Below are 24,867 nucleotides of genomic sequence, written 5' to 3'. Positions count from 1 at the left end.
GAAGTGCCAAAGTGAGTGCATTAGATGGTGTCACGAAAAGTCCGGGATCACATAAATGCGCGTCGTATTAACCTATGCGTTTGCGGGCGGGCGCGCACCGGCGGGCGGGCGGACGGACGCGGGCGGGCACGGATAGGCACGGACAGGCGCGGGCGGGGTCAGGCGCCGGAGGGGACCTGGCCGGTGGGCTGGACCGGAACCAGCGGGCGCTCCGGTGCCGGGCGGTCGTCCATGGTGCGCCAGACCGGGCTGAAGAACGGAAGCAACGTCACCACCAGGTACGCGAGCCCGAAGAGCAGGCAGGCTGCCGGCAGCGACAGCCCGGTCACCGCCGCGCCGCCGAGCAGTCCGCCGAGGGGGATGCCGGCGAACGAGACCGCGCGGGTCAGCCCGAGCACCCGGGCCCGGAGCCGTTCGGGAATCCGTTCGTAGGAGAGGGCACCGAAGATCGGGTTCACCGCGGCGATCGACACTCCGGCCACGAACGAGACGACGTAGACGACCCAGAGCCGGTCGGTCACGGCAAACGCGACGAAGCGCGGTGCACCCGCGATCAGGAACCCGATCGCGAACACCCAGAACCGGGGGATCCTCGGCGCGACCACGGTGAAGACCACGTTGCCGAGCACCGCGCCGACCGCGAACGCGGCGGAGACGAAGCCGAGGGCGATCGGGGAACCGATCACGTCGCGCGCCCAGACCGGGGCGAGCACGGTGCCGTACGCCGCGTCGGCCAGATTGGTCACGAAGACCATGAGCAGCATTCCGCGCATCAACGCGTTCTGCCGGATGAACCGCAGCCCGGTTCGCAGGGCCGCAAGGTACGACTCCCCCTCCCCGTCGCGCTCCTGCTCGGACCCCACCGTCGACCCGGCACGGGGTACGGCGAACGCGATGATCAGCGCACCGGCGCCGAAGGTCGCGGCGTCGATCAGCAGCACCGTCGGCGCGTCCAGGGCGGCGATGAGCAGCCCGGCGAGCGGGGCGCCCAGCAGGGTCGCGAGCCGACCGAGTCCGTCGTGGAGGCTGGTGGCGCGGGTCAGCTCCACCCCTGCGGCGGCCACCGTCTCCGGGAAGATGACCTGCTTGGACGAGTCACCGAACCCGCGCAGCAAACCGGCGACCGCGACCAGCGCGGTCAACACACCAAAACCGAGCAGGTCGGCCCGGTACAGCAGCGGTACGGCAACCACCGCCGCCGCGCTGCCCAGGTCGGCCACGATGCTCGTACGGCGGGCGCCGAGCCGGTCGATCAGCGGCCCACCCAACGCACAGGCCAGCACGTACGGCAGCATCTCGGCGAACGCCACCACGCCCGTCTTGGCCGCGCTGCCGGTGGAGACCAGGGTGAACCAGGGCAGCGCGACCATGCTCATCCGGCTGCCGACCAGTGAGATCGCCTCGGCGGTCAGCAGCCCGGCGAGCGGCGTCCGCCGACCCATCAGGCACCGTCCCCGGTCGAACCGCCGCCATCGTCGGTCGAGCCGCCGGACCCGGTCGAGTCGCGGTCAACGTCGGTCGAGTCGCCGTCGTCGGGTCGGCGGGTGAACGGCAGGATCTGCACCTGGAGGATCACCGACTCGGCATCGTCCGGCGCCGGAACGTCCGGGTGGTTGCGGCGGTAGCGCTCGGCCAGCGCGAAGACCTCGGCGTGCAGTTCGGCCGCTTCTACCGGAGTCAGCCGGAGCCGCCAGTCGCTGAGCGTGCTCACCCCGATCCATTCCGGTGGGATCGCCACTGCCTCGCCCAGCCACCGTTCGACCTGGTCGGCGTAGGCCGCGGCGACCGCACGCACGTACGTTTCCGCGTCGGCGGGGGCGCGGGTGATGGTCTCGGAGTCGAGCGTGGTCGTCCGGTGCGCCGCCCGCCACCACCGTTCCCGCCCCACCCCGCGCTCCGGGTCCTCGACCACGAAGCCGTACGTGGCGAGTTGGCGCAGGTGGTAGCTGGTGGCGCCGGTCGACTGCCCGAGACGCTCGGCGAGCCCGGTCGCGGTGGCCGGACCGTGCTCGCGCAACGCTCCGAGCATCCGTACCCGCAGTGGATGGGCGATGCCGCGCAGTGAGCGCGGGTCGAGCCTGATCCGATCCTCAGACATGTTTGCAAAGCTAGCCTTGCAAAGACTCCTTTGCAAGAACGGGGCTCGGGGTCAGACACAGCTCCAGCGGAACGCCACCCGCGTATCCCTGCCGACGTCGTGCAGCACGCTGCCGATCTGCTGGCCGTTGTCGCTGATCACGACGGTGATCGGTTCGTTCGTGTTCCGGTCGAAGCCCTGCGCGAGCGGCAGCACCAACAGGCGGCCATCGGTGGCGAGCGCCGGTGCGAGCTTGCCGGCACCGTCGACGACGTAGCCACCGACCCAGCCGTACCGGTTCACCGAGGTCACGAACTTCAGCGACAACGGCCGCACCTCACCGGTACGCAAATTCCACCGTCCCGCCACCATCGCCCCCTCGGCCGGGTTCAGGTAGGAACCGATCACCCAACCGTTCCGGATCGACTGGATCGAGACATCCGGCCCGTACCCGGGCGGCGCGGCAAGTTCGCGGACCGACCCGTCCGGCGCCCAGACCAGACCACGAGCCCCTCTGAGTATCGGGTCCTTGGCGTTGCCGCCGACCCGTGCCAGGGCCTTCGTCACGCTCCTGCCGACCACCGTGCCGTCGTCGTCGATCCCCGCGACGGTCACGAGGTCCGCGTTTGGCGGCGCGGCCAGTACGCGTACCGCGTCCGGGTTCTCCCCCGGCCAGACCACCTGCCGCAGGTCGTAGCTCCTGTCCAGCGCCTGCCCCCGCTTGGTCGCCAGGAGGTCGGGCGGGACGGCGTCCGAATCCGTCACGCCACCGGGAGCGGCACCCGCCGGAGCGCCGGGCACCACATCGCCGGAAGCCGGGGCCTCGGGCGCGACCAGCTTGCCGCCCTGGACCGTGCCGAGGATGTCGCCGCGCTCGTTGATCCCCACCACGGCAAAGGCACGCCCGCCGCCCGTGGGTAGGTTCACGAACGCGTCGTTCCGGTAGACCCAGGCAATGGATCTGCCCTTCTCCGCCGGACCGACGTAGCCGTCACCGGCGACATCGCCCCGGGAGTTGACCACCAGTTGGGTCGGCTGCTCGACCGGCACCTTGAGCGTCGTGAGCTGACCCCGGTCCCACCGGACCACGAAGGACTGCCCACGCTTGTCCGAGGCCGTGCCGACCAGGAAACGGCCGGACGGGTCACCGCCGAACACCTCGCTGCGGATCGTCATGTCCGGCAGCGGCAACTGGTGTGCCGTGCAGGCCGCCGGCTCCAACGGAACGTCCTCCGGCTGGGCCGCCCCGCCCGTCGCCACCGGGCGCTGCTGCTGTGCAGGGCGGTTGGCCAGGTCGACCACCACCGGTACGACGGCAACCGCGCCGATCGTCACCAGCGCGGTTGCCGTCACCGCGACCAGCCGTCGGCGCCGGGCCCGCCGTCGGCCGTTGCGCACCAGTGCGCCGATGTCGACCCGGGAAGGTGGCGGTGTGTCGTCGGCCAGCATGCCCAGCAGTGAGCGGGCCGACTCGTCATCAGACTGGCGCAACTACTCGACCCCCTTTCACACCGCGCGGGTCCCAGGCCGCGAGCGTCTCCGCGCCGAGCAGTCGCCGCAGTGCCGCCAGTCCGTGCGAGGTCTGGCTCTTCACCGTGCCGGGCGAGCAGCCGAGCAACTCCGCCACCTCGTCCACCGGCAGATCACAGAGAAACCGCAGTACGAGCACCGCCCGCTGACGTTTCGGCACCCGACTCAGCGCGTCCCGGAGCACCGCCCGGTCCTCGATCCCCGGCCCCTCCGGCGTGATCCGCTCCGGCACCGAATCGGTCAGGTCGACACGCGAGGACCAGGCCAACCGTTTCTCGCTCAGGAACGCCCGTACCAGCATGGTCCGTACGTACGCATCCGGGTACTCCACCGCGCGGACCCGCCGCCACTGCACGTAGAGGGTCGTGAAGGTCTGCTGGACGAGGTCGTCGGCCCGGTGGGCGTCACCACAGAGCAGGTACGCGATCCGCTGCATCCGGGCGAGCCGGGCGGTGACGAATTCGACGTACTCCTGCTCCAGCTCCGCCTGCACGCCGTGATCCCTCCCCTGGACTCCGGTGGGTCAAGGCGCCCGGGCACCTCGTTGGTTGTACGCATCGCCAACTGCGACCCAGGTCACACCGAACGTTCCAGCCTCCTGACCCGGCAGCCGGCCCGAAGACGATAACCCCAGGTCGGAGCTGGTCAAGAGGGGGCCTTTGTCGACGCCTCGGGAACCGCTCAGCCGAGGGTGACCGGAAGGGCCGAGAGGCCGCGCAACAGCAGATTGGGCCGCCAGCCGATCTCCTCGACCGGCACCGCCAGCCGCATCCCAGGGAACCGGCGGGACAGGGCGTGGAAGGCGATCTGCCCCTCCAGCCGGGCCAGGGGCGCGCCGAGGCAGTAGTGGATGCCGTGTCCGAAGGCCAGGTTCGGGGTGGCGGGCCGGTCCAGGTCGAGCTGGTCCGGCTCGGGGAACCGGTCGCTGTCCCGGTTCGCGGACAGGAGCGAGACCAGCACGAACGCGCCCTCCGGAATGGCCACCCCACCGATCTCGGTCGGCTCGAGGGCGGTACGGAAGGTGGCGCTCTGCACCGGGCCCTCGTACCGCAGCAGTTCCTCGACGGCGTTCGGGATCAGCTCCGGCTCGGCCACGATCCGGGCCCACCGGTCCGGGTCGGACAGGAGCAGCACACTTCCGTTGCCGATCAGGTTGACCGTGGTCTCGTGCCCGGCGATCAGGAAGAGGTAGACCATCGAGATCAGCTCGTCGTCGTCGAGCCGGTCGTTGTTGTCGTCCCGGACCGCGATCAGCGCGGAGAGCAGGTCGTCGGCCGGGTGCCGGCGCTTCGCCACCAGCAGCTCCCGGATGTACGCGACGATCGCCACCAGTGCGGGCGGCAACCCGGCCGGATTCACCGGCCCGGTGACGATGGCGTCACTCCACCGGCGGAAGTCGTCCTGGTCCTCCGCCGGTACGCCGAGCAGCTCGCAGAGCACCTGAATCGGCAACGGGAAGGCGAAGTGGTCGATCAGGTCCAGCCGTTCGGTGCCGGTCATCCGGTCCAGCAGCCGCTCGGCCAACTCCTCGATCCGGGGTCGCAGGGCGGCCATCCGGCGGGCGGTGAACGCGCCGGAAACCAGCCGCCGGATCCGGGTGTGGTCGGGCGGGTTGATGGCGAGCATGTGCCGGCTCACCGCCCGCGCCACGTCCGGCGGCACCATCTCCCGGTAGGAGAAGCCACCCGCGGAGGTGGTCTTGCCGAGCCTGGGGTCGCTGAGCGCCCGCTGGGCGTCGGCGTACCTGGTCACCAGCCAGGCGGTGGCGCCGGTGGGCAGGGCCAGCTCGACCACCGGGCTGTCCCGGCGCAGCGTGGCCAGCACCTCGTGCAGATCGGCCTTGGCGGACTCGAACGGATTGATGGCGGCGCTTGTGGTCATCTTTCGCTCCCCGTTTCCCGATCGCGGTTCCGCAGCCGGAAATTCATCCTCGCCGCGGCCGTACGCGTTGTCGAGACACCACCGACCGGTCCGAGTCCCGTACGGTCAACCGGCCGGCGACCCATGGACGGCCGTCGGGCCCGTCCCGGTGGTGACACCAGGACGGGCCCGACAGATCCGTTGCTGTGCGGCCGGGGCGGGTAGCCCCGGCCCCGCCGTCACGGCGTGCCGACGTCGGCCAGTTCCCGCTTGCGGTCCTTGGACGCCTTGAGCAGGCTGGCGATGGTGGCGATGATCAGCGAGCCGAGGATGACGGTGAGCGAGAGCCAGATCGGGATGTGCGGCGCCCACCCGACGTGGTCGCCACCGTTGATGAACGGCAGGCTGTTGTCGGCCAGCGCCTCCAGGACCAGCTTGACCCCGATGAAGCCGAGCACCACCGCGAGGCCGACGTTGAGGTAGACCAGCCGGTCGAGCAGCCCGCCGAGCAGGAAGTAGAGCTGGCGCAACCCCATCAGCGCGAACACGTTGGCGGTGAAGACCAGGTACGGCTCCTTGGTCACGCCGAAGATCGCCGGAATGGAGTCGAGCGCGAAGATCAGATCCGTGGTGCCGATCGCGATCAGGACCAGCAGCATCGGGGTGAACAGGCGCTTGCCGGTCTCGCTCATCACAGTGAGCTTGGTGCCGTTGAAGGAGTTCGACAGCGGCAGGTGCCGCTGGCTCCAGCGGACCAGCGCGTTCTCCTTCACGTCCGCCGCGTCCATCTCGCCCTGCCGGAGGAAGCTGATGGCGGTGTAGACGAGGAAGGCGCCGAAGATGTAGAAGACCCAGGAGAACTCCGACACCAGCGCGGAACCGGCGGCGATGAAACCGCCGCGCATCACCAGCGCGAGGATGATCCCGATCAGCAGTACGGTCTGCTGGTACTGCCGCGGTACGGCGAACCGTCCCATGATCACGACGAACACGAAGAGGTTGTCGATCGACAGGCTGTACTCGGTCAGCCAGCCGATGTAGAACTCACCGGCGAACCTGCCGCCGGAGGTGGCCCACACCCCCAGCCCGAACAGCACCGCGAGTACGACATAGAAGCCGACCCAGAGGCTCGACTCCTTGATGCTCGGCTCGTGTGGCCGCCGACCGATGATCAACAGGTCGAGCAGGAGTACACCGACCAGCACGACCAGCGTGATGATCCAGGTGAGGGCGGAAACATCCATCGAAACCTCCGGCAGGCACGGGACATCGCCGACCGACCTGAACCCGGAACGGGCCAGACTGGAGGGCGATGTGGCATCTGGTGACTGTCGGAGGTCTTTTCCGCCACCGAGCCGCGGGAGCTTAGCCCCTTGGGGTGACCGATGGCGCCGGGTTTCTCCCCGGCTGGGCCGGATGTCCACCGTGCTGACGACACCACCGTCGGGGAATACTCCCCTCCTTGCATCTATTGTTGCCCATCAGCCGCCCCTCGCGTCAAGATTCGACCCGTCGAGCGCCCGTCAAAGCACGCCGTCCGGGCCACCCGGTACGCTCGGTGGCAGCCGCTTACAGCGTACCTGACCAGGCAAAACGCGTACGGGGAGCAGGTTTCGCCGGGGCCGTGGCTCAGCGGTCGACCTGAGCGAAATCCCACACATGCGGCGGGCGGGCCATCAGCCGAGCGGGCGGCTCGGGGAGGTCGAGCGGGCTGCCCCGCCACTTCGAGATGACCACCAGCCGGTTGTCCGTGGAGGAGAAGACCTCACTGGACATGTGCAACGGATGGTGGTCGAACTCCGGCAGCGCGGTCTCCGTGACCCACACGATCAGGTCGGCGAATCCCGCCGGCTCCGCGCGTGCCTCCCACATCCGCACGATCACGTCCGCCATCTCCGTTCCCTCTTCCCTCGCACTACACGCTCACCACGGTCAGCGGCATCGCCGAATCGGCGGGCAGGTCCAGTCGGCTCGGCGCCACCCCGGCCGCGACCAGGTGCGACCCGAGCGCCGCCACCATCGCACCGTTGTCCGTACAGAGTTTGGGTCGGGGGACCCGGACGGTGATGCCGTACTTGGCGGCGCGTTGCTCGGCCAGCACCCGCAGTCGCGAGTTCGCCGCCACCCCACCACCGATCACCAGTGTCTCGATGCCCCGGCTGCGGCAGGCATCGATCGCCTTGGCGGTCAGTACGTCACAGACCGCCTCCTGGAACGAGGCGGCCACGTCGGCGACCGGAACCGGCTCACCGGCCCGCTGCTTCGCCTCGACCCAGCGGGCCACCGCCGTCTTCAGCCCGGAGAAGGAGAAGTCGAACCGGTGCGCGGCGAGATCCTTCGGTGCGGTCAGCCCGCGCGGGAACCCGATCGCGGCGGCGTCGCCGGACCGCGCCTCCCGGTCGATCGGCGGACCACCCGGAAACGGCAGGCCGAGCAGCCGGGCCACCTTGTCGAACGCCTCACCGGCGGCGTCGTCGATGGTGGCACCGAGCGGCGTCACCCCGGTCGCCAGGTTGTCCACCACCAGCAACGACGAGTGCCCACCGGAGACCAGCAGGGCGATCGCCGGCTCGGGCAGCGGGCCGTGCTCCAGGGTGTCGACGGCGACGTGGGCGGCGAGATGGTTCACCCCGTACACCGGTTTGTCGGCGGCGACCGCGTAGCCCTTGGCCGCGGCGACCCCGACCAGCAGGGCACCGGCCAGGCCCGGACCGGCGGTGACCGCGATGGCGTCGATGTCGGCCAGGGTCACCCCCGCGTCGTCCAAAGCCCGCCGCATCGTCGGCACCATCGCCTCGAGGTGCGCCCGGCTGGCCACCTCCGGCACCACCCCACCGAACCGGGCATGCTCCTCGACACTGGACGCCAGCGCGTCCGCAAGCAGGGTGTGCCCGCGTACGATCCCGACCCCGGTCTCGTCGCAGGAGGTTTCGATCCCCAGGATCAGCGGCTCGTCAGCCATCTCGCATCATCACCAGCGCGTCGGTGTTGCTCGGTTGGTAGTAGCCCCGGCGGATCCCCACCGGCTCGAAGTCGTACGCCGCATAGAGCTTCTGGGCGCCGGGGTTGTCCACCGCGACCTCCAGCATCGTCTTGCGTACGCCGCGCCGGGCCGCCTCGGCCAGCAGCGCCTCCAGCAGGGTCCGGCCGATCCCGCCCCGCTGGGCGTCCCGCCGGACCGCGATGTTCTGCACCCACGCCTCGTCCGGCGTCACCGCCAGCCCGGCGTACCCGACCAGCGACCCGGTGTCGTCCAACGCCACCGCGTAGTAGTGGCCGCTGGCCAGCTCGTTCCAGAACATCCCCGGCGACCACTGCTCCTCACCGAAGAGGTCGGCCTCGATCGCCAGCACGTCCTCGATGTGCCACCAGCGGAACCGGGCCAGTCTCACGGCAGCACCGACTTGTGGCCGGTCGCCGCGACCGCGTCCGGCCGGCGCAGGTAGAGCGGGACCAGGCGTTCACCGGGGGCACCGGCGCGGACCCGCTCGGCGGCCAGCTCCGCCAGGGCGTACGCGGACGGGTAGGTCGGTTCGGGCGACACCGGCAGGCCGAGGATGTCGGCGTACCGCTGGGCGCCCTCGCCGACCGCGACCGTGACCCCCAGTTCGGGCACCCGCCCCGCGACCACGGCGGGGGCGTCGACGGCCGGTCCGGCCACCCGCTCCCCGGCCTCGTCGAACGCCGCCCAGTAGATCTCCCGGCGCCGCGCGTCGCTGGCGACCAGCACCCGCCGGCCGGTACCGGCATCGCGGCCGAGGGCGTCCAGGGAACCGACCCCGTAGGTCGGGATCGACAGCACCTGCCCCATGGTGGCCGCGGTGACCAGACCGACCCGCAGGCCGGTGAACGGCCCCGGCCCGAGGCCGGCGACGAGTGCGGTCAGGTCGGCCGGACGGGCGCCGGCCTCGGCCAGCACCGCTTCGATCGCCGGGGCGAGCAGCTCACCATGCGCACGCGCGTCCACCGTGCGGCGTTCGGCGCGCAGCACGACCCGGTCGGGCGTCACCTCCGCGAGCGCCGCGGTCACCGCCGGGGTCGATGAATCCACCACGAGTACGAGCACCCCAGAACCCTAGCCGGAAGGCGATTACCGCCCGTCATGACCCGGCCGGGTGGGACCTGGACGCATCCGTCGGGCGGCGGGCGACCCGGTCGGCGGCCACCCGCACCGCCCCGACGGCTCAGCCGGCGGTCCGCTCCCACTCGATGGTCGGCTGGCCGGCGTCCGCGAGAGCCTTGTTGGCGGCGCTGAACGGCCGGCTGCCGAGGAAACCGCGCGGGTTCATCGGGCTCGGGTGACCCGCCTCCAGCACCACGTGCTGCGGGTTGGTGATCAGCTCCCGCTTCTTGCGCGCGTAGCCGCCCCAGAGCAGGAAGACCACCCGTTCCGAGCGGGCGTTCAGGGCCGCGATGGTGGCGTCGGTGAACGCCTCCCAGCCCTTGTTGGCGTGCGAACCCGGGGTGGCCTGCCGGACGGTCAGCACCGCGTTGAGCAGCAGGACACCCTGGGCGGCCCAGCCGGAGAGGTTGCCGCCGCGCGGAGCCGGGACGTTCAGGTCCTCGGCCAGTTCCTTGAAGACGTTGCGCAGCGACGGCGGCACCGCCACCCCGTCACGCACGCTGAAGCTCAGCCCGTGTGCCTGACCCGCTTTGTGGTACGGATCCTGGCCCAGAATCAGCACCCGGCAGTCCTGCGGCGCGCACAGCCGGTACGCCGAGAACAGGTCCTCGACCGGCGGGAAGACCGTCTGGGTGGCGTACTCGGCGGCGACGAATTCGGCCAGCTCGGCGGTGCGGGCCGGATCGAGGTGCGGCTCCAGCACCGTGCGCCACTCGGTGGGCAGCAGGGCGGGCAGGTCGAGGGTCATCGGTCACCTTTCGGGGGCTGAAACACCGTTCGGCACGGCTGATCGGCATGGCTGAACACTCGCCCGCGACTCTAGAAGCCCGGTACGACAGGGGATCGCGCTAGAGGGTGGTGAGGCGTTCGGCCCAGTCGCCGCCGACCGGTACCAGCTCGATCCGGCGGGAGTCGTCGTCGCGCCGGTCGATCCGTACCCGCAGGTGGGCGTCGACGAGTTGCTCGACCAGGCCCTCGCCCCACTCGACCACGGTGACCGCGTCGTCCACCGACGCGTCGAGGTCCAGGTCGTCGATCTCGGCCCGCGGGTCCACCGCCGCACCGAGCCGGTACGCGTCCGCGTGCACCAGCGCCGGCCGGTTCGCCCGCCTCCGGCCCACACTGTCCGGGTCGGGCCGGTGCACCCGGGCGATCACGAACGTGGGCGAGGTGACGTCGCCGAGTACGCCGAGTCCGGCCCCGATCCCCTGGGTCAGCGCGGTCTTGCCGGCGCCCAGCGGGCCGGTGAGCACCAGCAGGTCACCGGCGCGCAGCAGCGCGGCCAGCCGTCGCCCGAAGGCCCGCGTATCCTCCACAGTGGACAGCTCGACCACCGGGTTGGCCGGGTCGCCCGCCGGGCCGTTGAAATCAGCCGCGCCCGCCGGACCGTTCGGGACAGCCGCACTCACCGGATCAGCCGCGTTCATCGCATCAGCCGCGTTCATCGGGCCAGTCTGTCAAGGAAGCCGAGCAGGGCCGCGTTCACCTGGTCGGCGTGTTCGAGCATCACCACGTGGCCGCCGTCGGGGACCTTGACGTACTCGGCCTCGGGCAGGCGGCGCAGGATCTCCTCCGAGTGGGTCACCGGAGTGATCATGTCCTGGTCACCGACGATGACCAGGACAGGGGTGTTCTTCAACGCCGACAGCGCCGGGTAGCGGGCGTGGGTGTAGAGGGTACGCAGATAGCGGGCGACCGTCTCGGCGGTGGTGCCGGCGTTCATCCGCTCGACGTACGAGACCAGGGCCGGGCTCGGGTTCGAGGTGCCGAAGCCGTACCTGCGGGTGAGCAGCCAGGCCATGTTCGCCGACGCCTTCCGAGCCCGGTCGATCACGCCACCGGTGAGCTTGGTGGCGTTGTTGACCAGCGGCAGCAGCGGAGTACCGACCCGCCCGATGATCGCCGGGAGACCGATCTTGGTCTCCTCCAGCAGCCCGCCCGAGGTGGCCATCAGGACCGTGCCGACCACCCGGCTGTCGAACATCTCCGGATACCGCTCGGCGAACGCCATGATGGTCATACCGCCCATCGAGTGCCCGACCAGCACGAGCGGGCCCTCCGGCACCAGGTGGTCGATAACCGACCGGAGCGTCTCACCGAGCGCGGGCAGCTCGTACTCGCCGGACTCCAGCTTGCCGGAGCGACCGTGGCCGGGCTGGTCGTAGAAGAGCATCCGGTGCTGGCCGTGGGCGGCGACCGCCTTGCGCTGGAAGTGGAAGGTGCCCATGTCGAGGCAGAAGCCGTGCACGAAGACCACGGTGGGGCGGGGCGGGGCGGCCGGATCACCGACCTCGACCACCTCGACGTGGATGTCGGTGCCGTCGGCCGTTTCGACGGTGCACGCGCTGTCGTACGGCAACTCGCCGAAGTCCTCCTCCGCGTACGGGTCGTCCGGTACGGACTTCGCCCGCCGGACCACCGCCCGCTCGGCGGCCAGCCCGGCGGCCACACCGGCCGCGGCCACACCGACCGCCGCACCCAGGATCCCGGCCGCCCGCGCCAGCCCGGAGCGCGGTACGCCCCGACCGAGCCTGCTCCGGGTACCCGTTCGGCTCACCGGGACACCTCCGGCGTGACGGTCACCGGCCCGGTCGGCACGGGCGCCCCGTCGTAGATCCGGGGCACCCGGACGCCACCGAACCGGGTGACGATCTCGTAGTTGATCGTGCCGGCCGCCTCGGCCCAGTCGTCGGCGGTCGGGCCGCCGTCCGTACCGTCGCCGAACAGGGTCGCCACGTCACCGGCGGCCACCGGGTCGTCCCCGCAGTCCAGCACGAACTGGTCCATGCAGACCCGGCCGGCGATCCGGCGTACGCGCCCGCCGAGCTTCACCGGGCCAGTGTTGGAGGCGTGTCGGGGCACCCCGTCGGCGTAACCGAGCGGGACCACGGCCAGCGTCGTCTCCCGCTCGGTGAAGTACGTGTGCCCGTACGACACTCCGCTGCCGGCCGGGACCCGTTTGGTCAGCATCACCCGGGCACGGGCGGTCATCGCCGGGCGCAGACCGTACGTCTCCCCGGCCACCGGTGACAGGCCGTAGACGGAGACGCCGGGGCGGACCAGGTCGAAGTGGGTGTCCGGGCGGGTCAGGGTGGCGGCGGAGTTCGCCAGGTGCCGGTAGCGCGGCCGGATCCCGACCCGTTCGGCCAGGGCGAGCGCCTCGTGGAAGACGGCGAGCTGCCGGTCGATGGTCGGGTGGCCGGGGGCGTCGGCGTAGACGAAGTGGCTCCACACCCCGACGACCTCGATCAGTCCGTCGGCCTGGGACTTGGCCGCCGCCTCGACCAGGGCCGGCCAGTCGTCGATGACCGCACCGCCCCGGGACAGGCCCGTGTCGATCTTGAGGTGGACCCGGGTCGGCCGACCGGCGAGCTGACCGGCGTTGATCATCTCCCCGAGCTGGTCCAGGCTTGCCGCACTCAGGTCGACGTCGGCCGCCACCCCCTCGTGCAGCGGCAGCCCCGGCGCGAGCAACCAGGCCAGCACGGGCGCGGTGATCCCGGCCCGACGCAGGGTCAGCGCCTCGTCCAGGGTGCAGACACCGAGCCAGTCGGCACCGGCGTCGAGGGACGCGTACGCCGCCGGCAGCATGCCGTGGCCGTACCCGTCGCCCTTCACCACCGCCATCAGCTCGGCGGTCGTTCCGGCCCGCAGCCGGGCCACGTTTTCCCGGATCGCGTCGAGATCAACGCGCAACTCAGCCTGCCACATGAGGCCAGACTACTAACCGAGATCAGGATCGGGACCGGACAACCGCCCCGACCTCCACCGGAGCCCGCACGGACGGGTCAGCGGGGCACCACGTCCCGCAGCGCGGCAACCACGTCGGGGGCGGTCACCGGACCCCGCCGGGCCGCCTCCCGCCCGGCCAACCCGTGCAGGTACGCGGCCACGATCGCCGCCCGGTCCGCCGGCAGACCCGCGGCGAGCAGCGACCCGAGCAGTCCCGCCAGCACGTCGCCGGTGCCCCCGGTGGCCAGTGCCGACGTACCGGTCGGGTTGACCACCGCCCGGCCGTCCGGGGTGGCGATCACCGTACGGTCGCCCTTGAGCAGCACCACCGCGTCCATCCAGGCGGACAGCCGCAACGCCGCACCGACCCGGTCCTCGCCCGGCGCCTCCCCGCAGAGCCGGGCGAACTCCCGGTCGTGCGGGGTGATCACGATCGGCGCGTCCCGCTGCCGCAACCGGTCCGCCATCGACCCGTCGACCAGCATGGTCAACGCGTCCGCGTCCAGGATCGCCGGCACCGGCGCGGCCAGTACGCACCGCAGCTCGGTGGCGGCGGCCTCGTCGGTGCCCAACCCGGAGCCGCAGACCCAGGCCTGCACCCGGCCCGCGTCGGTCACCCGCCCGGTGGCGATCACCGACGGATGCTGGCGGAGCACCTCCTCGCGGGCGCTGCCGGCGTAGCGGACCAGACCGGTCGGCCCGGCCAGCGCACCGCCGACGGAGAGCACCGCCGCGCCCGGATAGGTGGCCGAACCGGTCGCCACCCCGACCACACCCCGGCTGTACTTCTCCGACTCGGGGCCGGACCACGGCCACCAGTCGAGCACGTCGGCCCACTCGGTCACGTGCAGCGCCGGAGTGGCCCGCAGCCACGGCCGCACCCCGATGTCGACCAGGTCCACCTGACCCGCGCGGACCGCCGCCGGACCCACCACCAGCGCCGGCTTCAGCACCCCGAAGGCAACCGTCACGTCGGCGCTCACCGCGCTCGTGCCGTCGAACGTCGGCGGGACGTGCCCGGTGTCGACGTCGACCCCGCTCGGTACGTCCACCGCGACCAGGACCGCCCGCTGCCCGCCCCGCCCGCGCAACCCGGCCAACCGGCCGACCAACCGGGCGGCCGGCTCCCGCAGGCCGCCCGTGGACCCGATCCCGACGATCCCGTCCAGCACCAGGTCCGCCCAGGTCGGCAACCCGTCGACGGTACGTCCACCGGCCGCCCGCAACGCTTCCAGCCCGCCCCGGTGCGCCCGCTCCGGATCGAGCAGCAGAGCCTGCACCGCCGCCCCGCGCTCGGCCAGCCGGGCACCGGCGTACAGCGCGTCCCCACCGTTGTCACCGGAGCCCACCAGCAGCAGTACGGACGCGCCGTACACCCCGCCGCGCTCTTCCAGCAGCAACGCGCACCGGCGGGCCAGACCCGCGGCGGCGCGCTGCATCAGCGTCCCCGGCGGCAGGGTCGCCATCAGCGCCGCCTCCGCCGCCCGGACATCCGCCACCCGCCAGGCCGGCTTCACCGCGCCACCCGCACAACCGGCTCCGGCCGCGCCACCCGCACTCGTCCGTCCATCGCCGCGCCCCCTCGGGTCCCGTCCGTCAGCCCACCACCGCCGGTGCCGCCCACGCTGCGATCCTGCGACGTGGGACTCCGGCGGCTCACTGCTCCGCTACCACCATGGCGGACGCGATGCCGCCGTCGTGCGACAACGAGAGGTGCCACCGGTTGACGCCACGCTCGGCGGCGACGGCGGCGACCGTACCGGAGACGGTCAACCAGGGCCGGCCGTCCGGATCGGCGACCACCTCGCAGTCGTGCCAGCGCAGGCCGGCGGGCGCACCGAGGGCCTTCGCCACCGCCTCCTTCGCCGCGAATCGGGCGGCGAGGGACTCTGGCGAACGGGGGTTGCCGGAGCCGGTGAACCGCTCGGACTCGGTGAACAACCGGTCGGCCAGCAGCGGGGTGCGCGCCAGGGCACGGGTGAACCGGTCGACGAGCACCACGTCGATGCCGACTGCGACGATCACGCCCCCACCCTAACCGGCTCGACGGGCGCGCAGATTAGCTCCCAGGCTGTTGCCGTACAACCCCTGTGGACAACCGGGGGCCGTGCACCGCCCCGGTTATCCACAGGGCTTCCGACCAGCCGGCACGGCGTCCTAGCGTCGAAGGCATCGACGTCGGTTGGAGGCGCCATGCAGGACGATTCGATCCGGGTACGGACCGGGACGCTGCGCGGGGCGGCGGACCAGGTGACCGCCACCGCGTACCGGCTCGGCCACGGGCTCGCCGGGGTCACCGGCCCGTCCGGTCGGCCGGCGCCGGCGGCTCCCGGCTGGGCCGCCACCACCGCGCTGGCCGCGCTCGAGTCGGCGGTGCACGACTGGCTCACCGACATCGGGGGCCGGGCGGCGGCAACCGCCGACGACCGGGCCGCGATCCGGCTCACCGGCGGCCGGTGATGATCGGGTACGCCGAACTCTGGGCGGCCGACCCGGCGGCCTGGCGCACGGCCGGTTCCGCCTGGCGGGGCATGGTCGGCCCGACCGACCGGCGCACCGCCGAACTGACCGGCACCGCCACCACGCTGCGCACCGACTGGTCCGGCCCGGCCGGGCAGGCCGCGGACCGGCGACTGCACGGGCTGACCGCCGAGCTGGCCGCCGGCAGACCGGTGTTCATCGAGGTCGAGCAGATCCTCACCACCTACGCGGCCCAGCTCACCCGGGCCAAGGCGATGCTCGACGCCGCCGTCAGGGTGGCCGCCGCCAGGGGCGTACTGGTCGACCGGCGCGGCGGGGTCTCGCCCGATCCGGAGGCGCTGCGACCGGACCCGCTCGGCACGGGAAACCAGCCGGACGTCCGTACGACGGCGGCCGTGGCGGACGTCGCCGACGGGATCCGGGCGGCGCTGGAACTGGCCTCGATCGCGGATCGGGACGCCGCCCGGCAGCTCGCCGATCTGGCCGCCTGTGCGGGCAGCGGCTGGGCCGACCCACCGCCGACCGGGCCACCCCCGCCCGGCACCGACCCTGTGGTGGTACGCCGCTGGTGGGCCGACCTCAGCCCGGCGCAACGGCGCTGGCTGGTCACACACGAGTCGGCCACGATCGGTGGGCTGGACGGCGTGCCGGTACGGGACCGGGACCAGGCCAACCGGCTGCTGCTCGACCGGCAGCGGGCCGCCCTGCTGGCCGAACGGGATGCCCTGGCGGCCGGGCCGCCCGACCCGGTGGTGCCGGCCCGGCTGGCCCGGATCGACCGCACCCTCGCCGGCCTGGACGTGATCGGCGACCGGCTGGCCAACGACGGCGGCACCCGGGCGTACCTGCTCGGCCTGGATCCGGCCGGCGACGGGCGGGCGATCGTCTCGATCGGCGACCCGGATCGGGCGGAGAACGTCGTGACCTACGTGCCGGGCATGACCTCCGACCTGCCCGGCGTCGGCGGCGAACTGGGTCGGGCCGAGTTGATGGCGGGGCGCGGCGCCGCCCTGGACCCGACCGAACGGACCGCGGTGGTGCTCTGGCTCGACTACGACGCCCCGGACTTCGTCGACGAGGCGTTGCGCGCCGGGCAGGCCCACGACGCCGGGCCCGCGCTGCACAGCTTCCAGGAGGGGCTGCGGGCCACGCACGAGGACCAGCCGGCCCGGCAGACCGTCATCGGTCACAGTTACGGATCCCTGGTGGTCGGCACGACCGCCCGCGACCACGGGCTCGCCGCCGATCAGGTGGTCTTCCTCGGCTCACCGGGGGTCGGCGTCGACCGGGCCGCCGACCTCGGCCTGCCGCCCGGACGGGTCTGGTCGAGCACCGCCGACAACGACGTGATCCAGTACGCGCCGGGGCCGGCCGAGTTGGTCGGGCGGGTGGTGGTCGGTGCGGCGCTGCCGGGTCTCGGACTGCTGGCGTTCGGGCAGCCCGCCGACGACCTGTGGTTCGGCGCGGACCCGAGCGGGTCTGCCTTCGGCGCCCAGGTGTTCGAGGGGCGGCCGAGCGGCCACACGGGCTACTGGGACGCCGGCAACCCGGCCCTGGACGCGGTGGCGCGGATCGCCGTCGACGGCAGGGCGCGTGCCTGAATCGCCATGCTCACAAGCCCTGACCCGCCGCGCCCGTCCGGGGCCGTCGACGAGCGCCCGGATGCCCCGGCAACCGGGTCAGCACCACGGCGAGCGACACCAGCCCGGTAACCGGCCCGGTGTCCGTGCGACCAGGAACGCTCGCCGCGCGGATGACCACCGGGCCGGTCCGGTTCGGCTCACTCGACGGTGACCGACTTGGCCAGGTTGCGCGGCTGGTCGACGTCGTGCCCACGGGCGGCGGCGATCTCGCAGGCGAGCACCTGCAACGGAACAGTGGTGACCAGCGGTGCCAGCAGGGTCGGCGTACGCGGCACCGTGATCAGGTGGTCGGCGTACGGCAGGACCGCCGTGTCGCCCTCCTCGGCGATCACGATGGTCCGGGCGCCACGGGCCCGTACCTCCTGGATGTTCGACACGATCTTGTCGTGGAGCATGCCCCGGCCGGCCGGCGACGGCACCACGCAGACGACCGGGGTGCCCTGGTCGATCAGGGCGATCGGGCCGTGCTTGAGCTCACCGGCGGCGAACCCCTCGGCGTGCATGTACGCCAGCTCCTTGAGCTTCAGCGCGCCCTCGAGGGCCACCGGGTAACCGACGTGCCGGCCGATGAACAGTACGGTCGGCGCCGACTTCAGGTCCCGGGCCAGCTCGCGTACGGGCTCGATGTCGGCGAGCAGGTCCCGCAGCTTGCCCGGCATCTCCTGGAGCTGGGCCACCACGGCACCGACCTCGTCGGCGTACTTCACCCCGCGCACCTGGGCCAGGTGCAGGCCGATCAGGTAGCAGGCCACCAGCTGGGTCAGGAACGCCTTGGTCGAGGCGACCGCGATCTCCGGCCCGCTGTGGGTGTAGAGGACCGCGTCGGACTCGCGCGGGATGGTGGACCCGTTGGTGTTGCAGATGGCCAGCACCCGGGCCTTCTGCTCCTTGGCGTGCCGGAGCGCCATCAGGGTGTCCATCGTCTCGCCCGACTGCGAGATCGCGACCACCAGCGTCGACCGGTCGAGCACCGGGTCGCGGTAGCGGAACTCGCTGGCCAGCTCGACCTCGCAGGGGATCCGGGTCCAGTGCTCGATCGCGTACTTCGCCACCAGCCCGGAGTGGTACGCCGTACCGCACGCCACGATGAAGATCTTGTCGACGTCGCGCAGGTCCTGGTCGGTCAGCCGGACCTCGTCCAGCATGATCTCGCCGTTCTCGGTCAGCCGGCCGAGCAGGGTGTCGGCGACCGCCTGGGGCTGCTCGGCGATCTCCTTGAGCATGAAGTAGTCGTAGCCGCCCTTCTCGGCGGCGGAGGCGTCCCAGTCGATGTGGAAGTCCTTGCCGACGGCCGGCGTACCGTCGAAGTTGGTGATCTCGATGCCCTCGGCCGTGATCAGCACGACCTGGTCCTGGCCCAGCTCGACCGCCTCGCGGGTGTGTTCGATGAACGCGGAGACGTCGCTGGCCAGGTAGTTCTCCCCCTCGCCCCGGCCGACGACCAGCGGCGAGTTGCGGCGGGCACCGACCACCGCGCCGGGCACCGCGGCGTCGACCGCGAGCAGCGTGAACGCACCCTCCAGGCGCTGGCTGACGCTGCGCATGGCCGCCGCGAGCAACTGCGGGCCGTCCGGCTCGCCGGCCTCGCGCAGGTCCGCGAGGGCGGCGGCGAGCAGGTGGGCGGCACACTCGGTGTCGGTGTCGCTCTCGAACTCCACCCCGTCGGCTTCGAGTTCGGCGCGGAGCTTGGCGAAGTTCTCGATGATGCCGTTGTGGATGACAGCGACCCGGCCGTCCCGGGACTGGTGCGGGTGGGCATTGCGGTCGGTCGGCCCGCCGTGGGTCGCCCAACGGGTGTGCCCGATGCCGGTGGTGCCGTCGCCGATGCCGAGCTTCGGGGTGGGGCAGCCGTCCGGATCCGCGCTGACCCGCTCGGCCAGGGTCTTCTCCAGGTTGGCCAGCTTGCCGGCCTTCTTCTCGGTCAGCAGCTCGTCATCGCAGACGATCGCCACTCCCGCCGAGTCGTAGCCTCGGTACTCCAGGCGTCGCAGCCCGTCCAACACGATGCTCAGCGCCGGCCGGGCGCCGGCGTAGCCCACGATTCCACACATAGCCCCGAGCCTAGTCGAACTTCGCTCAGCGCGGGTGCTCGAAAGGCCGCTTATCAAGCATCCGTCATGAGTGATAGGTGAATTTCGGGAAGCAACGGGACGGAGTTGCCAATTCACCACCGACCCACCGGTCCACCCCTCACCCACCGCCAAGAAAGCACAACAGTCTGTCGTCAACCGGCTTGCCCGTCGATGCCCGGTGCGGGACCGTTGGCGTTGGCGCCCACGGCCGCCCCGCACCGCCCCCCGGCGCCACCCGACGCCCCTGGAGCGCAGCCGATGACCGATCCGGCACCACCGCAGCCGCCCCGCGAACCCACCCCCGCCGCCGAACCCACCCCGTCGCCCTGGGCACCACCGCCACCCCCCGGACCCTGGGCCCCCTCGTCCGGCTCCGCCGATGCCGATCCCCCGGCGTCCGCTCACCCGACCGTCAATCCCCCGGCGTCCGCTTACCCGACCCTCGATCCCACGGTGTCCGGTTACCGGCCTGTCGAGACACCGTCCGGTTACCCGCCTGTCGACCGCACGCCGTCCGGTTACCCGGCAACCGACCCGACCGTGCCCGGTTACCCCGGTGCTGATCCCGGCGGGGCCGGTTATCCACCCGCGTACGGTTACGCACCGCCCGCCGGTTATCCACCGCCGCCCGGCTACCCGACGGCTCACGGGCCGCTGCCCGGTTACCCACCCGACCCCTCGGTGTCCGGGTATCCGCCACCGACCTGGGCCGGCACGCCCGCGCCCGTACGCGGTCGGGCCAACACCGGTCTGGTCGCGGTGGTGGTCGTACTGGCGGTGCTGCTCTGCGGCGGGGCCGGCGTGGCCGTCGCCGGGCTGGTGAGCTGGCGCGGCTCGGCCGAACCACAGGCGGCTCCCACACCGCCGCCGAACGGACAGGCGGGCGGGCCGGTGGTGCCGGAGCCGCCGCCCGAGCCGACCATCCAGCCCGGCCGCCAGGTGGTCTACCAGGTGATCGGGGACGGTCCGGCCGAGGTCAGCTACCTCGAATATCCGAACATGCCCCGGCAGATCGGCGCCACGAACCTGCCCTGGCGGGTGGAGTTCGCCATGCCCGATCCGGGCGTGGTGACCGTGCTGGCGATCCGGACCGGGACCGGCCAGGGAGAGATCACCTGCAAGATCCTGGTGGACGGCGAAGAGGTGATCACGAACTCGGCCAGCGGCCCGTACGCCACCGCCACCTGCGCCGCCCTCACCATGAACTGAACCCGACCGCCCCACGCCGCCCCACGCCGCCCCACGCCGCCCCACGCCGCCCCACGCCGCCCCACGCCGCCCCACGCCGTCGATCTAGGGCAAATGGTGGTGATCAGAGATCATCTCGCACGTATTTGCCCTAGATCGACGGGGGGCGGCACCGTCGACGGGGTGGGCGGGCGGGCCTAGGGTGGGGTGGTGACCACGACCACCGCTCGCGATCCGCTGGTGCACCGGATGCGACCGTTCGGCACGACCATCTTCACCGAGATGTCGGCGCTGGCGGCGCGCACCGGTGCGGTCAACCTCGGGCAGGGTTTCCCGGACACCGACGGCCCGGCCGAGATGCTCGCCGCCGCCGCCGAGGCGCTGCGCGGCGGGCAGAACCAGTACCCGCCGATGCCCGGCATCCCGTCCCTGCGAGCGGCGGTAGCCGAACACCAGCGCCGGTTCTGGGACCTGTCGTACGACCCGGACCGGGAGGTGGTGATCACCGCCGGCGCCACCGAGGCGATCGCGGCCGCCATCCTCGGGCTCTGCGAGACCGGCGACGAGGTAATCTGCTTCGAGCCCTACTACGACTCGTACGCGGCCTCGATCGCGCTCGCCGGTGCAATACGGCGGCCGGTCACCCTGCGCCCTGCTGCCGACGGGCGGTACAACTTCGACCCGGCCGAACTGCGCGCCGCGTTCGGGCCCCGGACCCGCCTGGTCCTGCTCAACTCCCCGCACAACCCGACCGGCAAGGTCTTCACCGCCGACGAACTGGCCCTGGTCGCCGAACTCTGCCAGGAGTACGGCGCGTACGCGGTCACCGACGAGGTGTACGAGCACCTCGTCTACACCGACGCCTCCACCCCGCACATCCCGCTGGCCAGCCTGCCCGGCATGGCGGAACGGACGTTGCGGGTCTCCTCGGCCGGGAAGACGTTCTCCTGCACCGGCTGGAAGGTGGGCTGGGCGAGCGGCCCGGCACCGCTGGTCTCCGCGGTGCTACGGGTCAAGCAGTTCCTCACCTTCGTCAACGGCGCCCCGCTGCAACCGGCGGTCGCGGTGGCCCTCGCCCTGGGCGACGACTACTACGACAACTTCCGTACCACCCACCAGGTCCGGCGGGACCAGCTCACCGCCGGTCTCACCGACGCCGGATTCGACGTGCTGTCGGCGGAGGGGACCTACTTCGTCACCGCCGACATCACCTCGCTCGGCGGGCGGGACGGAGTGGAGTTCTGCCGTACGCTGCCCGAGCGGTGCGGTGTGGTGGCCATTCCGAGCCAGGTTTTCTACGACAACGTGGACGCCGGGCGTCGACTGGTCAGGTTCGCCTTCTGCAAGCGCCCCGAGGTGCTGGCCGAGGCGGTCGAGCGGCTCCGTACGCTGCGCTGAGCGTCGGCCCGGTCAGGCGATCGGGCTGGCGAGGCGTACCTCGGCCGCGATCCGCTCGGCCACCGTCTGGGCGATCTCCTGGGTGGCGGCCTCGACCATCACCCGGACCAGCGGTTCGGTGCCCGACGGCCGGAGCAGCACCCGCCCGGTCTCGCCCAACTCGGCCTCGGCCCGCTCGGCCGCGCCCAGTACGGCGGGCGCACCGGCGCCGACGGTCCGGTCCCCGACCGGCACGTTGATCAGCACCTGCGGCAGCTTCACCACCACCGACGCGAGGTCGGCCAGCGAGCGTCCGGTGGCCGCCATCCGGGACATCACCTGGAGTGCGGTGAGCAGGCCGTCGCCCGTGGTGGCGTACTCGGGAAGCACGACGTGCCCGCTCTGTTCGCCGCCGAGGGCCAGCCCGGAGGCGCGCAACTCCTCCAGCACGTACCGGTCGCCGACCTTGGTCTCGATCAGCCGGATGCCCTCGCGGGACATGGCGATACGCAGGCCGAGGTTGCTCATCACGGTCGCGACCACGGTGTCCGCGGTCAGCGTGCCGGCGTCGCGCATGGCCAGGGCGAGGATGCCCAGGATCTGGTCACCGTCGACCTCCTCGCCGTCGGCGGTCACCGCCACGCACCGGTCGGCGTCGCCGTCGTGCGCGATGCCGAGGTGCGCACCGTGCTCGACCACCGCGGCCTGGAGCCGGGCCAGGTGGTTCGAGCCGCAGTCGTCGTTGATGTTGATGCCGTCCGGCTCGGCGTGGATCGCGATGACCTCGGCACCGGCCTCCCGGTACGCCACCGGCGCCAGGTCGGAGGCGGCCCCGTTCGCGCAGTCCACCACGACCTTGATCCCCTCCAGCCGGTGCGAGACGCTCCCGACGAGGTGCTGGATGTAGTGGTCGGCGCCGTCCAGCAGGTCGTGCACCCGGCCGACGTCGGCGCCGGTGGGCCGGTGCCAGTCGGACGAGTCGTTCGCCTCGATGGCCGCTTCGATCTTCAGCTCGACCTCGTCGGGGAGCTTGCTACCGCCGGCCGCGAAGAGCTTGATCCCGTTGTCGGGCATCGGGTTGTGCGACGCGGAGAGCATCACGCCCAGGTCCGCCTTGGTCTCGGCGACCAGGTACGCCACCGCCGGGGTGGGCAGCACGCCGACCCGTACGACATTCGCGCCCGCGCTGGCCAGGCCGGCCACCACGGCCGCCTCCAGCATCTCGCCGCTGGCCCGGGTGTCCCGCCCCACCACGGCCAGCGGCCGGTGGCTGAGGTCGGACTCGGCCAGGGTGTGCGCGGCCGCGACGGCGACCGCGAGCGCCAACTCGGGGGTCAGGTCGGCGTTCGCACGTCCACGTACGCCATCCGTGCCGAACAACCGGCCCATGCGCGAGTACCTCCGGGGGAGCAGACCAGTGGAAAAAGCGAGCGGCCGGGCCCGCCACCGCGCGAGGGGGAGGCGGACCCGGCCGTCCGTCAGACGTGCAAGGGGGTGAAGAAAGAGCTGATCAGCGCTTCGAGTACTGAGGCGCCTTACGGGCCTTCTTGAGGCCGTACTTCTTGCTTTCCTTGACCCGGGCGTCCCGGGTGAGGAAGCCGGCCTTCTTGAGCGCCGGGCGGTCGTCGGGCTCGTTGACGATCAGCGCGCGGGCGATGCCGAGGCGCAGCGCGCCGGCCTGCCCGGTGGTGCCGCCGCCACGGAGGTTCGCGATCACGTCGAACTGCTCGGTCTTCTCGGCGGTCACCAGCGGCTCCTTGATGAGCTGCTGGTGCACCTTGCTCGGGAAGTACGCCTCGAGCTCGCGCCCGTTGCAGGTGATCTTGCCGCTGCCGGGGACGATGCGGACCCGGACGATGGCCTCCTTGCGGCGGCCAACGGTCTGGATCGGCCGGTCACCGCGAGGGGCCCGGGCAACCGGGGCGGCCGGAGCGGCGGTCTCGGTCTCGGCCGGGGTCTCGGTCTCGACGACCGGCGTGGGCTCGGCCTCAATGGTGTCGGTCATGCTGATTCCTTCGTCCGCGCTCACTGCGCGATCTGCTTGATCTCGAACGGCACCGGCGCCTGCGCGATGTGCGGGTGCTCGGCACCGGGGTAGACCTTCAGCTTCTTGATCAGCTGCCGGCCGAGCTTGTTGTGCGGGAGCATCCCCTTGACGGCGAGCTCGATGGCCTGCTCGGGGCGCTTCTCCAGCAGCTCCTCGTAGCGGACCTGCTTGAGGCCGCCCGGGTAGCCGGAGTGGCGGTAAGCGATCTTGGTCTGACGCTTGTTACCGGTCAGCGCGACCTTGCCCGCGTTCACAACGACGACGAAGTCACCGGTGTCGACGTGCGGCGCGAAAGTGGGCTTGTGCTTGCCACGCAGCAACGTGGCAGCGTGGGTGGCCAGACGGCCCAGCACGACATCAGCGGCGTCGATAACGTGCCACTGACGCTCGATCTCACCCGGCTTCGGGCTGTACGTACGCACAGGTCTACCTTGTCTCGTCGTCGGTCTGGGGTCACGCACCGGTCACCAGGCGCGCACGAACGACCAAGCGTACCTGATGGGGCACGCCCTCGGCTGTCACACAACAGCAGGCGATGTTACTCTTCCGGCCCGCACGCGGTCAAAACGGGGGCCACGGATCGCCACCGGCCACCCGCCGCGCCCGCCGGTCCTGAACCGGTGGGTCAGACCGGGCCACCCAGTCACCAGCCGCAGCTGATCGTACCCGTACACCCAATCACACCCGTGTCGCCGGGCTGCACCCGGCCGCCCTGTTGCGGCGGGGCGCGGCCGGCG

24 protein-coding genes are annotated in these 24,867 nt (G+C 71.9%); 4 read left to right on the top strand and 20 right to left on the bottom strand.

From position 1 onward, the window contains the following. Window positions 1-158: 158 nt before the first annotated feature. From ACWEFB_RS34735 to ACWEFB_RS34660, 16 genes are all read right to left on the bottom strand, one after another. A complete protein-coding gene (locus tag ACWEFB_RS34735) occupies window positions 159-1,442 on the bottom strand; it encodes an MFS transporter (RefSeq protein WP_452292295.1) in 1,284 nt (427 codons plus the stop codon). Then, window positions 1,442-2,098 (bottom strand): ArsR/SmtB family transcription factor, encoded by a 657-nt coding sequence (locus ACWEFB_RS34730; protein WP_452292293.1) that lies wholly within the window; start codon window positions 2,096-2,098, stop codon window positions 1,442-1,444. The genes ACWEFB_RS34735 and ACWEFB_RS34730 overlap by 1 nt, the downstream gene beginning before the upstream one ends. Window positions 2,099-2,149: 51 nt before the next feature. Further along, window positions 2,150-3,568 carry a hypothetical protein gene (locus tag ACWEFB_RS34725; RefSeq protein WP_452292291.1) on the bottom strand — a complete coding sequence of 473 codons (1,419 nt, stop codon included), beginning with the start codon at window positions 3,566-3,568 and terminating at the stop codon, window positions 2,150-2,152. Next, a complete protein-coding gene (locus ACWEFB_RS34720) occupies window positions 3,555-4,100 on the bottom strand; it encodes a SigE family RNA polymerase sigma factor (RefSeq protein WP_326561027.1) in 546 nt (181 codons plus the stop codon). The genes ACWEFB_RS34725 and ACWEFB_RS34720 overlap by 14 nt, the downstream gene beginning before the upstream one ends. 188 nt (window positions 4,101-4,288) lie before the next feature. Beyond that, window positions 4,289-5,488 carry a cytochrome P450 family protein gene (locus tag ACWEFB_RS34715; RefSeq protein WP_452292289.1) on the bottom strand — a complete coding sequence of 400 codons (1,200 nt, stop codon included), beginning with the start codon at window positions 5,486-5,488 and terminating at the stop codon, window positions 4,289-4,291. A 218-nt stretch (window positions 5,489-5,706) separates the two neighbouring features. Continuing rightward, window positions 5,707-6,711, bottom strand: a complete 1,005-nt coding sequence (locus ACWEFB_RS34710; protein WP_452292287.1) for a TerC family protein — start codon at window positions 6,709-6,711, stop codon at window positions 5,707-5,709. Window positions 6,712-7,096: 385 nt separating this feature from the next. Further along, window positions 7,097-7,351 (bottom strand): hypothetical protein, encoded by a 255-nt coding sequence (locus tag ACWEFB_RS34705; protein WP_326563035.1) that lies wholly within the window; start codon window positions 7,349-7,351, stop codon window positions 7,097-7,099. 31 nt (window positions 7,352-7,382) lie between these two features. Beyond that, complete coding sequence (tsaD, locus tag ACWEFB_RS34700) at window positions 7,383-8,429, bottom strand: tRNA (adenosine(37)-N6)-threonylcarbamoyltransferase complex transferase subunit TsaD (protein ID WP_452292285.1); 1,047 nt, start codon at window positions 8,427-8,429, stop codon at window positions 7,383-7,385. Beyond that, a complete protein-coding gene (rimI, locus tag ACWEFB_RS34695) occupies window positions 8,422-8,859 on the bottom strand; it encodes a ribosomal protein S18-alanine N-acetyltransferase (protein WP_326561031.1) in 438 nt (145 codons plus the stop codon). The genes tsaD and rimI overlap by 8 nt, the downstream gene beginning before the upstream one ends. After that, a complete protein-coding gene (tsaB, locus tag ACWEFB_RS34690) occupies window positions 8,856-9,533 on the bottom strand; it encodes a tRNA (adenosine(37)-N6)-threonylcarbamoyltransferase complex dimerization subunit type 1 TsaB (protein ID WP_452292282.1) in 678 nt (225 codons plus the stop codon). Before tsaB ends, rimI begins: the two co-directional genes overlap by 4 nt. A 118-nt stretch (window positions 9,534-9,651) precedes the next feature. After that, window positions 9,652-10,338, bottom strand: coding sequence for a uracil-DNA glycosylase (gene ung / locus ACWEFB_RS34685; protein ID WP_452292280.1), 687 nt, complete (start codon window positions 10,336-10,338; stop codon window positions 9,652-9,654). Window positions 10,339-10,438: 100 nt separating this feature from the next. Then, on the bottom strand, window positions 10,439-11,035 hold the full coding sequence (gene tsaE / locus ACWEFB_RS34680) for a tRNA (adenosine(37)-N6)-threonylcarbamoyltransferase complex ATPase subunit type 1 TsaE (protein WP_452292278.1): 597 nt from the start codon (window positions 11,033-11,035) through the stop codon (window positions 10,439-10,441). After that, window positions 11,032-12,147, bottom strand: coding sequence for an alpha/beta fold hydrolase (locus tag ACWEFB_RS34675; protein ID WP_452292276.1), 1,116 nt, complete (start codon window positions 12,145-12,147; stop codon window positions 11,032-11,034). Before ACWEFB_RS34675 ends, tsaE begins: the two co-directional genes overlap by 4 nt. Continuing rightward, a complete protein-coding gene (alr, locus tag ACWEFB_RS34670; protein WP_452292274.1) occupies window positions 12,144-13,301 on the bottom strand; it encodes an alanine racemase in 1,158 nt (385 codons plus the stop codon). Before alr ends, ACWEFB_RS34675 begins: the two co-directional genes overlap by 4 nt. Window positions 13,302-13,378: 77 nt before the next feature. Next, window positions 13,379-14,839 carry an NAD(P)H-hydrate dehydratase gene (locus ACWEFB_RS34665; protein ID WP_452292272.1) on the bottom strand — a complete coding sequence of 487 codons (1,461 nt, stop codon included), beginning with the start codon at window positions 14,837-14,839 and terminating at the stop codon, window positions 13,379-13,381. Window positions 14,840-14,978: 139 nt separating this feature from the next. Then, a complete protein-coding gene (locus ACWEFB_RS34660; protein WP_326561038.1) occupies window positions 14,979-15,347 on the bottom strand; it encodes a holo-ACP synthase in 369 nt (122 codons plus the stop codon). 168 nt (window positions 15,348-15,515) lie between these two features. Here ACWEFB_RS34660 and ACWEFB_RS34655 point away from each other — a divergent pair, with 168 nt between their 5' ends. Both ACWEFB_RS34655 and ACWEFB_RS34650 read left to right on the top strand, forming a co-directional pair. After that, window positions 15,516-15,782 (top strand): hypothetical protein, encoded by a 267-nt coding sequence (locus ACWEFB_RS34655; protein ID WP_452292270.1) that lies wholly within the window; start codon window positions 15,516-15,518, stop codon window positions 15,780-15,782. Next, on the top strand, window positions 15,782-17,404 hold the full coding sequence (locus ACWEFB_RS34650) for an alpha/beta hydrolase (protein ID WP_452292299.1): 1,623 nt from the start codon (window positions 15,782-15,784) through the stop codon (window positions 17,402-17,404). The genes ACWEFB_RS34655 and ACWEFB_RS34650 overlap by 1 nt, the downstream gene beginning before the upstream one ends. A gap of 179 nt (window positions 17,405-17,583) precedes the next feature. On the opposite strand, the gene glmS is transcribed toward ACWEFB_RS34650, so the two are convergent. Continuing rightward, window positions 17,584-19,497, bottom strand: a complete 1,914-nt coding sequence (gene glmS, locus ACWEFB_RS34645) for a glutamine--fructose-6-phosphate transaminase (isomerizing) (protein WP_452292268.1) — start codon at window positions 19,495-19,497, stop codon at window positions 17,584-17,586. A 474-nt stretch (window positions 19,498-19,971) separates the two neighbouring features. Here glmS and ACWEFB_RS34640 point away from each other — a divergent pair, with 474 nt between their 5' ends. Together ACWEFB_RS34640 and ACWEFB_RS34635 are read left to right on the top strand one after the other, a co-directional pair. Further along, window positions 19,972-20,727 carry an MmpS family transport accessory protein gene (locus tag ACWEFB_RS34640; RefSeq protein WP_452292266.1) on the top strand — a complete coding sequence of 252 codons (756 nt, stop codon included), beginning with the start codon at window positions 19,972-19,974 and terminating at the stop codon, window positions 20,725-20,727. A gap of 189 nt (window positions 20,728-20,916) precedes the next feature. Further along, on the top strand, window positions 20,917-22,104 hold the full coding sequence (locus tag ACWEFB_RS34635; protein ID WP_452292264.1) for a pyridoxal phosphate-dependent aminotransferase: 1,188 nt from the start codon (window positions 20,917-20,919) through the stop codon (window positions 22,102-22,104). A gap of 12 nt (window positions 22,105-22,116) precedes the next feature. Here ACWEFB_RS34635 and glmM read toward each other — a convergent pair whose 3' ends face one another. The 3 genes from glmM to rplM all read right to left on the bottom strand — a co-directional run bounded on the left by glmM (window position 22,117) and on the right by rplM (window position 24,552). After that, window positions 22,117-23,472, bottom strand: a complete 1,356-nt coding sequence (gene glmM / locus ACWEFB_RS34630; protein ID WP_452292262.1) for a phosphoglucosamine mutase — start codon at window positions 23,470-23,472, stop codon at window positions 22,117-22,119. A 121-nt stretch (window positions 23,473-23,593) separates the two neighbouring features. After that, the gene (gene rpsI / locus ACWEFB_RS34625) at window positions 23,594-24,088 is read right to left on the bottom strand and encodes a 30S ribosomal protein S9 (RefSeq protein WP_326561045.1); all 495 of its coding nucleotides are present in this window, start codon (window positions 24,086-24,088) and stop codon (window positions 23,594-23,596) included. Between the two features lie 20 nt (window positions 24,089-24,108). Further along, window positions 24,109-24,552 carry a 50S ribosomal protein L13 gene (gene rplM, locus ACWEFB_RS34620; RefSeq protein WP_326561046.1) on the bottom strand — a complete coding sequence of 148 codons (444 nt, stop codon included), beginning with the start codon at window positions 24,550-24,552 and terminating at the stop codon, window positions 24,109-24,111. Between the last annotated feature and the right edge of the window lie 315 nt (window positions 24,553-24,867).

It is taken from the genome of Micromonospora sp. NPDC004704, assembly GCF_053601675.1.
The sequence above is the reverse complement of the archived record's forward strand: the minus strand, read 5'-3'. Positions and strand labels throughout refer to the sequence as shown.